Origin of the sequence: Selenomonas sp. oral taxon 149 str. 67H29BP, assembly GCF_000146365.1 — a bacterium.
Lineage (GTDB): Bacteria > Bacillota > Negativicutes > Selenomonadales > Selenomonadaceae > Centipeda > Centipeda felix.
In genome coordinates this window covers 496,728-505,755 of sequence record NZ_GL397087.1, presented here as the reverse complement: position 1 = coordinate 505,755, position 9,028 = coordinate 496,728, and the positions used below count along the sequence as shown (strand labels likewise).

At 56.2% G+C, this 9,028-nt stretch carries 12 protein-coding genes; 9 read left to right on the top strand and 3 right to left on the bottom strand.

The features are described from left to right. The first annotated feature begins 213 nt into the window (after positions 1 to 213). The 9 genes from sufC to HMPREF9166_RS02470 all read left to right on the top strand — a co-directional run bounded on the left by sufC (position 214) and on the right by HMPREF9166_RS02470 (position 6,634). Positions 214 to 972 carry a Fe-S cluster assembly ATPase SufC gene (gene sufC / locus HMPREF9166_RS02510; RefSeq protein WP_039980872.1) on the top strand — a complete coding sequence of 253 codons (759 nt, stop codon included), beginning with the start codon at positions 214 to 216 and terminating at the stop codon, positions 970 to 972. 6 nt (positions 973 to 978) lie between these two features. Next, entirely contained in the window at positions 979 to 2,397 is a 1,419-nt protein-coding gene (gene sufB, locus HMPREF9166_RS02505) for a Fe-S cluster assembly protein SufB (RefSeq protein WP_009442471.1), read from the top strand. Beyond that, entirely contained in the window at positions 2,394 to 3,245 is an 852-nt protein-coding gene (locus HMPREF9166_RS02500) for a SufD family Fe-S cluster assembly protein (protein WP_009442470.1), read from the top strand. Before sufB ends, HMPREF9166_RS02500 begins: the two co-directional genes overlap by 4 nt. Beyond that, positions 3,226 to 4,464, top strand: coding sequence for a cysteine desulfurase (locus HMPREF9166_RS02495; RefSeq protein WP_009442469.1), 1,239 nt, complete (start codon positions 3,226 to 3,228; stop codon positions 4,462 to 4,464). Before HMPREF9166_RS02500 ends, HMPREF9166_RS02495 begins: the two co-directional genes overlap by 20 nt. Further along, positions 4,454 to 4,900, top strand: coding sequence for a Fe-S cluster assembly sulfur transfer protein SufU (gene sufU, locus HMPREF9166_RS02490; protein WP_009442468.1), 447 nt, complete (start codon positions 4,454 to 4,456; stop codon positions 4,898 to 4,900). Before HMPREF9166_RS02495 ends, sufU begins: the two co-directional genes overlap by 11 nt. Before the next feature lie 215 nt (positions 4,901 to 5,115). Beyond that, entirely contained in the window at positions 5,116 to 5,409 is a 294-nt protein-coding gene (rpsF, locus tag HMPREF9166_RS02485; protein ID WP_009442467.1) for a 30S ribosomal protein S6, read from the top strand. Positions 5,410 to 5,474: 65 nt separating this feature from the next. After that, positions 5,475 to 5,924 (top strand): single-stranded DNA-binding protein, encoded by a 450-nt coding sequence (locus tag HMPREF9166_RS02480; protein ID WP_009442466.1) that lies wholly within the window; start codon positions 5,475 to 5,477, stop codon positions 5,922 to 5,924. Positions 5,925 to 5,970: 46 nt separating this feature from the next. Further along, positions 5,971 to 6,204, top strand: coding sequence for a 30S ribosomal protein S18 (rpsR, locus tag HMPREF9166_RS02475; RefSeq protein WP_006306231.1), 234 nt, complete (start codon positions 5,971 to 5,973; stop codon positions 6,202 to 6,204). A 109-nt stretch (positions 6,205 to 6,313) separates the two neighbouring features. Continuing rightward, positions 6,314 to 6,634: a hypothetical protein gene (locus tag HMPREF9166_RS02470; protein ID WP_009442465.1), complete on the top strand. Its 321-nt coding sequence runs from the start codon at positions 6,314 to 6,316 to the stop codon at positions 6,632 to 6,634. A gap of 45 nt (positions 6,635 to 6,679) precedes the next feature. Here the strand turns inward: HMPREF9166_RS02470 and HMPREF9166_RS02465 are convergent, their stop codons facing one another. From HMPREF9166_RS02465 to HMPREF9166_RS02455, 3 genes are read right to left on the bottom strand one after another with little or no spacing between them, the layout of a single operon-like run. Next, positions 6,680 to 7,927, bottom strand: coding sequence for a metallophosphoesterase (locus HMPREF9166_RS02465; RefSeq protein WP_009442464.1), 1,248 nt, complete (start codon positions 7,925 to 7,927; stop codon positions 6,680 to 6,682). Beyond that, positions 7,924 to 8,649 (bottom strand): TVP38/TMEM64 family protein, encoded by a 726-nt coding sequence (locus tag HMPREF9166_RS02460; protein WP_039980870.1) that lies wholly within the window; start codon positions 8,647 to 8,649, stop codon positions 7,924 to 7,926. The genes HMPREF9166_RS02465 and HMPREF9166_RS02460 overlap by 4 nt, the downstream gene beginning before the upstream one ends. Positions 8,650 to 8,672: 23 nt before the next feature. Then, positions 8,673 to 9,020 (bottom strand): hypothetical protein, encoded by a 348-nt coding sequence (locus HMPREF9166_RS02455; RefSeq protein WP_009442462.1) that lies wholly within the window; start codon positions 9,018 to 9,020, stop codon positions 8,673 to 8,675. Positions 9,021 to 9,028 lie beyond the last annotated feature (8 nt).

The window sequence follows — 9,028 nt, the reverse complement described above, 5'->3', positions numbered from 1 at the left end:
AAACATGAAGCTGTTGTACGATGACAATATGGTCTGCGTACAGCAGCTTTTTCTTATTTTATCAATGAAAGACAATCTCAATTATATGCTTTGTTTATCGTTCGTACTGGAAGTTATTGACTTTTTATATGAAAGCACCTACAATGTGAAATGTTAATCCCGAGTATTTTTGTAAGGATTCAATACAGATGTAAACCTAAGGGAGTTTTTATTATGACAGATACATTGCTACAGATCACCGATCTCCATGCCGGTGTCGAGGGCAAGGAGATTCTAAAGGGTGTCAACCTCACGGTACGTAAAGGGGAGGTTCATGTTATCCTTGGCCCGAATGGGTCAGGCAAGTCTACGTTGATGAACGTGATGATGGGGCACCCAAAGTATGAGATGACCCACGGGCGCATTGTCTTTGACGGGAAGGATATTTCGGAGCAGCCGTCCTATGAACGTGCGCGTGACGGGCTTTTTCTCGCCTTCCAGACACCGGAGGAGATTCCAGGGATCACGGTCGAGAATATGATCCGCACGGCGCGTCAGATGATTACAGGAAAGAAGGAGAAGCTGCTCGCCTTCCGCAAGGAATTGAGTGCGATGATGGCAGAGCTGAAGATTGATCCGAGCTATGCGCAGCGTTACCTGAACGTCGGTTTCTCCGGCGGGGAGAAAAAGCGCAGCGAAGTCCTGCAGCTGCTCATGCTCCAGCCGAAGCTGGCGCTTCTCGATGAGACGGACTCTGGGCTCGATGTCGATGCAGTGCAGATTGTCTCTGAGGGCGTTGCAAAGTTCCATACGGCTGAGAATGCCTGTCTGATTATCACGCATAATGCACGCATCCTCGATAAATTGAAGGTGGATTTTGTCCATGTGCTTGCCAAAGGCGAGATCATTCGTGAGGGCGGCGCAGAGCTCGTGGAACAGATCAATGCGGAAGGCTTTGCCCATATCCTTGCAGAGCACGATAGAGTGGGGTGAGCAGGAATGGGGGATTTTGTACCAAAGAAGAAAACCCAGATCGACGATATTGAGCGCACAATCTATGATATCACGAACGAGGATCGCTCTGCGTATAAGTCTGCGTCGGGACTGACGGAGGAGATCATCCGCGATATTTCTGCACGCAAGCACGATCCCGCATGGATGCTTGATTTTCGCCTGAAGTCGCTCAAGGTCTACCATGAAACACCGATGCCAGCGTGGGGGCCGGATCTGTCGGCGCTGAACATGGATGAGATCGTGACCTATGTCCGCCCCGACGCGAAGATGGTCGGCGACTGGAATGAGGTTCCCGAGGACATCAAGGATACGTTTGACCGTCTGGGGATTCCCGCGGCGGAGAAGTCCTCGCTCGCGGGCGTCGGAGCACAGTACGACTCCGAGGTGGTCTATCACTCGATTCAGGAGTCGCTCGTAAAGCAGGGGGTCGTCTACACGGATATGGAGACGGCACTGCAGGAGTACGGCGATATTGTTCAGCAGTACTTTATGACGCTTGTGCCGCCGAAGGCACATAAGTTTGCTGCACTGCACGGTGCGGTCTGGTCGGGCGGCTCTTTCGTCTACGTGCCCGAGGGGATTCAGGTGGACATTCCGCTGCAGTCCTATTTCCGTCTCAATGCAGCAGGGGCAGGGCAGTTTGAACATACGCTCATCATCGTGGAGAAGGGCGCCAGCCTGCATTTCATCGAGGGCTGTTCTGCACCAAAGTACAATGTGACGAATCTCCATGCGGGCTGTGTCGAGCTGTTCGTCAAGGAGGGGGCGCGTCTGCGCTACTCGACGATCGAAAACTGGTCGCGCAACATGATGAATCTCAATACGAAGCGCGTGAAGGTGGAGAAGAACGGTGCGGTGGAGTGGGTCTCCGGCTCGTTCGGCTCACACGTCTCGATGCTCTATCCGACGAGTATCCTGCAGGGGGAGAATGCGACCTGTGAGTTCACGGGGATCACCTTTGCCTCGAAGGGGCAGGAACTCGATACGGGAGCGACGGTCATCCTCGATGCGCCCAATACGTCAGCAAATATCAGCACGCGCTCGATCTCAAAGTCGGGCGGTGCCGCGATCTATCGCAGCGGGGTCAAGGTGACACCGCGTGCTGTAGGGGCAAAGTGCTCCGTCAACTGTGAGTCGCTGATGCTCGACTCCGCGTCACGGAGTGACACGCTTCCCGTGATGGATGTTGCCTGCGATACGGTGGACATCGGACATGAGGCAAAGATTGGACGCATCAGTGATGAGGCGATCTTCTATCTGATGAGCCGCGGCATCGACGAGGAGGAGGCGCGCGCGATGATCGTGCGCGGATTCGTTGAGCCGATTGCGAAGGAACTCCCGCTTGAGTATGCGGTTGAGATGAATAATCTGGTCAATATTGAATTGGAAGGGGCGATGGGATGATGGCAGCAGCCAATGGATTCAGCCGCATCCCTATGCCGACATGGCGTTGGCTGGGGGTCAACGACCTGCCTGTGCCCGATGGGCTCACACTGCCTGCTGCACCAATACAGCTCTCCGCAGCGGCAGGAGAATGCGTGCATCATGTGGTGGAGCTGCGTGAAAGCGGTGCACAGGAGATTGAGGTAACGGTTGCCGACGGTGCAGAGCTGTCGCTGACCTATATCCAGCTGGCTCCGACAGATGCGCCTGCCGCTAGCCGGATCCATGCGGCGGTGGGAAAGGGAGGCTGCTTTTCCTGTACCCTCGTCGAGGCGGGCGCACAGCATACCGCCTCGGAACTGCAGGTGAGACTCGCAGGCGATCAGGCGTGTACGGATGTATGGGGGCTCTATTTCGGTGATGATGAGCGCAAAATTGATCTCAACTATATCATCCGTCAGGAGGGGCAGCACACGGATGCCAATATGCAGGTGCGCGGCGCGCTTCTCGGGCACTGTGTCAAGAACTTTCGCGGAACGCTTGACTTTATCCAAGGCGCGCGCGGTTCGGTCGGCAAGGAAGATGAGGAAGTAACGATTCTTTCCCCACATGCACGGAACCGCAGTGTCCCGCTGATGCTTTCCCATGAGGGAGATGTAGACGGACACCATGCCGTCAGCATCGGGCGGATGGATGCGGACAAGCTGTTTTATCTGATGAGCAGGGGGCTCGACGAGCGCGCGGCACAGCAGCTCATCGTCGAGGCATCCTTTGCCCCCGTGCTCATGCGCATCACAGATGAGAAACTGCGCACGGAGATTGGAGACTATTTGGAGAGGAGACTGTTGGGTGGAACGCAAGGTGAATGAGTATCTGCGGGATTTTCCCATCCTGCAGACGAAGATGAACGGCCGTCCCATTGTTTATCTTGACAATGGCGCAACGACACAGAAACCGGAGACGGTCATCCGCGCGGTCGCTGACTACTGTACGTACTGTAATGCGAACCCGCATCGCGGCGCGTATGAGCTCTCGGTCAAGGCGACAGATATCTATGAACGGGCACGTGTGCGCACGCAGCAGTTCATCGGTGCGGCGCGTCCGGAGGAGGTCGTATTCACAAAGAATGCGACGGAGGCACTGAACCTCGTAGCGTACAGCTTTGGCCTTGCGAACGTTCGTGAGGGGGATGAGATCGTCATTACGATCTCGGAGCATCACAGCAATATCGTTCCGTGGCAGTTCGTAGCAAAGTCACGCGGTGCTGTGCTGAAGTATATCTATCTGGGCGAGGACGGAAATCTCTCCGAGGCAGATATAGCGCAGCAGATTACGGAGCGAACGAAGATCGTTGCAGTGACGCAGGTATCCAACGTGCTCGGTCTCGTCAACGATGTGCGCGCCGTTGCCGACTGTGCTCATGCGGTCGGTGCGGTCGTCGTTGTCGACGGCTCGCAGAGCGTACCGCACATCAAGGTGGATGTGCAGGCGATGGATGCGGATTTCTTTGCGTTCTCGGGGCATAAGATGCTTTCCCCGATGGGTATCGGCGTCCTTTATGGAAAGTACGATATACTCGATGCGATGCCGCCGTTCCTCTTTGGCGGAGACATGATCGACTATGTCGGCGAGCAGGAGACGACGTTTGCCGAACTGCCGGCAAAGTTCGAGGCGGGGACGCAGAACGTCAGCGGTGCATCGGGACTGATTGCAGCGATTGACTATCTGGACAAGATCGGCTTTGACCGCATCGAGGCGATAGAGCGCGATCTTCTCAGCTATGCACTGCCGCAGCTGCGTGAACTGCCCTTTGTGGAGCTCTATGGATGCGATTCGACCCGTGGAAATAAGACGGGCATCATTACATTCAACGTCAAGGATGTCCATCCGCATGATGTATCGACGATTCTTGACAGCTACGGCGTTGCGATTCGCGCGGGACACCACTGTGCGCAGCCGCTCATGCGCTATCTCGGACAGAACGCTACCTGCCGCGCGAGTTTCTACCTCTACAATACGCATGAGGACATAGATCAGTTTATCGCGGCGCTGAAAAAGGTACGGGGGGTGCTCGGCTATGCCGACTGAAAACACAGCTCTCGGCGATCTCTATACAGAGGTCATCGGCGAGCACAGCCGCTCGCCCGAGAACAAGGGCGAGCTCGCAGCGGCGACCGTGCGTGAGCGCGGACATAATCCGAGCTGCGGCGATGAGATCACACTCGAACTCCAGATTGAGAACGGCATCATCAAGGATGCCGCATTTACTGGAGTCGGCTGCGCTATCTCACAGGCGAGCACGGACATCATGATTGACCTCATGCGCGGTAAGACCGTGGAGGAGGCACAGCGCCTCGCCCAACTCTTCACGTCGATGATCAAACGCGAGGTGACAGACGATGCCGCATTGGAGGAGCTCGATGAGGCAATCGCGCTCAAGAACATCTCCAACATGCCCGCGCGCGTTAAGTGCGCGGTGCTGGCATGGCATACGCTGGAAGACGTGCTGAAGAAGGATCAGTGAGATTGAAAGAGGACTGTTTTGAAATAATGCGTTCGAAGCGGTCCTCTTTCTGCTGATTGGATTCCTTTACAATAATGCGCATCGAGTACTTGCGGACTGCATAAAAACATGGTATACTGTCTCTTGTCGCGTGAGTGCGTATTTCGTGCGCGCTCGCAGAAGAATAACTCTGCCGCTGCAAAACGGCGGCCATAGACCAAAGAGGAGGTGATTTCGTGAGATTGTACGAAGTCATATTTATTGTGAAGCCGATGGAGGAAGATGTGACAAACGCCGTCATCGAGAAGTTCACAAAGCTCATTCAGGCAAACGGCGGTAAGATCGAGAAGGAAGACCGCTGGGGCAAGAAGCGTCTCGCCTATGAGATCAAGGACATGACCGAAGGATACTACGTTCTGCTGTACGTCAATGCAGAGCCTGCCTGTGTTGCTGAGTGCGACCGTGTGATGAAGATCACCGACGATCTGCTCAAACACATGATCGTCCGCGCAGACGGCATCGAGGAGTAAGGGGCGTACGGAGTCATCCGTACGTTCTGTATGCGTGACGGGATTCATTCAGGAGAGAGAAACCCATGAACAGAGTCATACTGATCGGTCGCCTTGCGCGCGACCCTGAGATTCGCTACACACAGAGCGGCAAAGCATTTTGCCGTTTTACGGTGGCGGTTGACCGCCGCTTCTCGCGTGCAGCACAGCAGGAAGGCCAGCAGACGGCTGATTTCATCCCCGTGACATGCTGGGAGAAACTCGCCGAGATCTGCGGCAACAATCTCACCAAGGGACGCCGTATCGGCGTCGAGGGGCGCATCCAGGTGCGCAGCTACGACGGCAGCGACGGACAGCGCAAGTATGCGACGGATGTGGTGGCAGACAATGTGGAGTTCCTTGATTCCAAGAATGCCAGCAGCTCGCAGGGCGGCTATGACGCATCTGCGCCGCGTTCTGCCGCACCCGCTGCGGGCGGCGGGGCTGCACCGGATATGATGGGACCGGTCATTCCCGATGACGACATTCCATTCTGAGCATGAAGATGATCGAAATATCCTGAAATGAGGAGGGACAGCGAACATGATGAAACGAGATCGGGGCCGCAAGCCTCGTCGCAAGGTCTGCTCGTTCTGCGTGGACAAGGTAGACCATATCGACTATAAGGATGCCGCAAAGCTGCGTCGCTTTACGACGGAGCGTGGCAAGATCCTGCCGCGTCGCATTTCCGGCAACTGCGCAAAGCATCAGCGTCAGGTGACGCTTGCCATCAAGCGCGCGCGTAATATTGCGCTTCTTCCGTTTACGGCGGAGTAAACGGATCGCATGACCGCACCTTCGGGTGCGGTTTTCTGTTGGCATCTAAAGCATTCTTAACGCGACTATGTTACTGTATAGGCAGTGTGATATGAGGAAGGAGTAACCTATGAAGAACAAGAAGTATATCGCCGGAGTGCTGGCTCTTGCCCTGGGCCTCGGTATTGCAGCAGTACCGAGTGCAGAGGCAGCAGCGCCGGCAGTTCAGTCGCTCGATTACATCAACGGGGCGACGAATGAGTACAGTTTTCGCATGAAGGAAGAGGCTCGTGTCCATGAGCAGAACGTGCGCAAGATCCGCTTCGAGTTCCGTCGGGACGGCGATCAGGAGAAGTATGATCGTGCGATGAAGGAAGAGCAGCGGCGTCATGACCGTGCAGTGAAGCAGATCAAGCGGGACTACGATCAGCGTACGCCCTGGCGTCGCTAAAAAAGACCTTATCCTACACCTTTTGACGTAGGATAAGGTTCTTTTTTATTTTTGTCGTTCAACAGTGTCAATCACCGTTCCATCCAGCGCCTCACAGGTGATGCGGAGATGGTGTGCATCCGCCTCCAGATAGAGGTAGTTCGACGGTGCGGGATTCGCGGAGGCGGCGAGGTCGTAGGACTCGGGCGGGACATCGAAGTACTCATCGCCGCCCGGCCCGCCGAGGAGATAGAGCGTTCCCTGTGTGTCCGTCTGCCCTGCGCGGATCTGACGCCGCCGATAGGCGTGGACGTGTCCCGTGACAACGAGGTCGATGCCGCACGCATCGAATGTATCCATAAAGACACGCCCCACGTCACTGATGCCGTGCTGCGTCTCCTGTACGGTCTGATACTCTCCGTAGGCGAGAATGTCCTTGTGCATGAGGATGATTTTCCATGGGGCGGAGGATGCCGCCGCATCGCGTTTCAGCCAGGCGAGCTGCTCCTCATTCAGGGCCGCACCGCACGCACCGCACTCGAGGAACTGTGTATCGAGGACAATCACGTGCACTGCTCCGAGATCGAAGGAATAATAGTGGCCGCGAAATGCCGTGCTGCCGTTTTCGGGCAGGGCAAAGGTCCTGAGATAGCGCAGCGGCAGGGTGTCTGTCCACGCGAGGCTATAATACTCGTGATTGCCGAGCACGGGGACATGAGGAGCGCGTGCGAGCGGCGATGGATTCCCCTCCATCGCCGTGAAGCAGCTGTCCCAATGCCACGTGGATTCGCCGTTGTCTGTGAGGTCACCGACGAGTGCGGCAAAATCTGCATCGCTGTGACGCCGCCATGCTGCCTGATAGAGGCTGTTCCAGACGCTGTAATCCTCCCCACATTGGCTGTCCGAAAAGAGCAGAGCGTGCACGGGCGTACGGACTGCATGTGGAGCAGATAGGGGAATCCAATCGGATGTCCCTGCCGTATGCGTGACACGGTAGGCACCGCCGCCAGCGGGCAGAGGGATCTCTGCGTGGTAGACGAACTGCTCTGTGTCGTCTATGGTGAAATGCGTGTAAGAGGGGACGAATGCCGTGATATGTCCGTCTCTTCCGCTGTGCAGCTCGACATGTGCGCCGCGCAGGAGAGTGGACGCGTCCCACTGGATCATGCGCGTGTTGCTTGGCTGTGCCGTAATGATCTGGCGCAGGTGGCGGATGCCGTCTGCTGCGGCTGCGGCACGAGATGAAAAGAGACCGCCGAGTCCCATTGTGAGAATGGACTGAAGGGCGGTCTGAAGGAAATGGCGTCGTGTCATGATTTTTTCTCCACATCCTGTACGGCGGCCTCTGTGCGCATCATGCGTCGTTCGAAACGGATGGCGGTGTAGATGAGAATGGCAGCGCAGATAACGACAACGACCAGGCGCGTCTTATCCTCCTGCTGCATGATGAGGTCATGCCCGATGATTGCCTCGATGCCCGTCGAGGGAAATTTTCCGACGAGAGAGGCGAGGACGTAGTCGCGCAAGCGGATCGAGGAGAGGGCACCGACGGCATTCATGATAGCGGAGGGCAGGTATGGCACCATGCGTCCGATGAGCATGATGATGAAACCCTTGCTGCCGCTGTAGTGATCGACCTTTGCGAGAAAGGGGCTCTTCGCGATCGCCTTTTCTGCCGCATCGCGGAAGTAGAAGCGCATCAGCACGAAGGCAACCGTTACGCCGACGGTCTCTGCGACACAGGACAGAATGATGCCGGGGACAATGCCGAATAGGATGACGTTTGCCGTCGAGAAAATGACGGCGGGCGGAAAGCCAAGTGCATTGGTAAAGAGGGTGAGCAAAAAGGCGAAGAGGACTGCTCCATCGCCGAAGGTGTGAATGTACTCCACCGTCGCCGGAATATCACCGCTGGCAAGCAGCGTGAAGAGCGAGGGGAGGAACTGCGGTGCAATGAGATGGATGATGACAAAGAGAAGGATGATGGCGAGTGCCGCACCAAGTTTGAGGATGCCCATGCCCTGTGGTCGTTTCACGTGAGTACCTCCTCCTGAGGGAGTCAGTTCATAAACAGCATGGCGAATGCACCGAGGAGCAGGGCAAAACTAAAGCCCTGCATGGCGTTCGCAATGCTCTTTCCGTAGGCGGCGGAAAAATGTGCTGCGATTTTGCGCAGCTCAAAGATGAGGAAGGACAGACAGAAGAAGGCGAGTGCCGTGTCGTCCTGTGTCCACCCATAGGCGAAGATCAGTGCCGTGAGGACGATGCCGGTCTGCTCCCCGCGGGAGAAGAGACGCTGCGGCTCTTGTGCCCGCTCGCGCTCGTCGATCTGCGCGCGGGTCAGCGGAATGCCCATCTCGTCCATTTTTTCCTGATCGCGGTCAAACCACCGGTAGTGGAACCCCATGGATCTTC

Coding starts and splice junctions, on each gene's coding strand:
- sufC (WP_039980872.1), top strand. CDS start 214: ATGACAGATACATTGCTACAGATCACCGATCTCCATGCCGGTGTCGAG.
- sufB (WP_009442471.1), top strand. CDS start 979: ATGGGGGATTTTGTACCAAAGAAGAAAACCCAGATCGACGATATTGAG.
- HMPREF9166_RS02500 (WP_009442470.1), top strand. CDS start 2,394: ATGATGGCAGCAGCCAATGGATTCAGCCGCATCCCTATGCCGACATGG.
- sufU (WP_009442468.1), top strand. CDS start 4,454: ATGCCGACTGAAAACACAGCTCTCGGCGATCTCTATACAGAGGTCATC.
- HMPREF9166_RS02480 (WP_009442466.1), top strand. CDS start 5,475: ATGAACAGAGTCATACTGATCGGTCGCCTTGCGCGCGACCCTGAGATT.
- rpsR (WP_006306231.1), top strand. CDS start 5,971: ATGATGAAACGAGATCGGGGCCGCAAGCCTCGTCGCAAGGTCTGCTCG.
- HMPREF9166_RS02470 (WP_009442465.1), top strand. CDS start 6,314: ATGAAGAACAAGAAGTATATCGCCGGAGTGCTGGCTCTTGCCCTGGGC.
- HMPREF9166_RS02465 (WP_009442464.1), bottom strand. CDS start 7,927: ATGACACGACGCCATTTCCTTCAGACCGCCCTTCAGTCCATTCTCACA.
- HMPREF9166_RS02455 (WP_009442462.1), bottom strand. CDS start 9,020: ATGGGGTTCCACTACCGGTGGTTTGACCGCGATCAGGAAAAAATGGAC.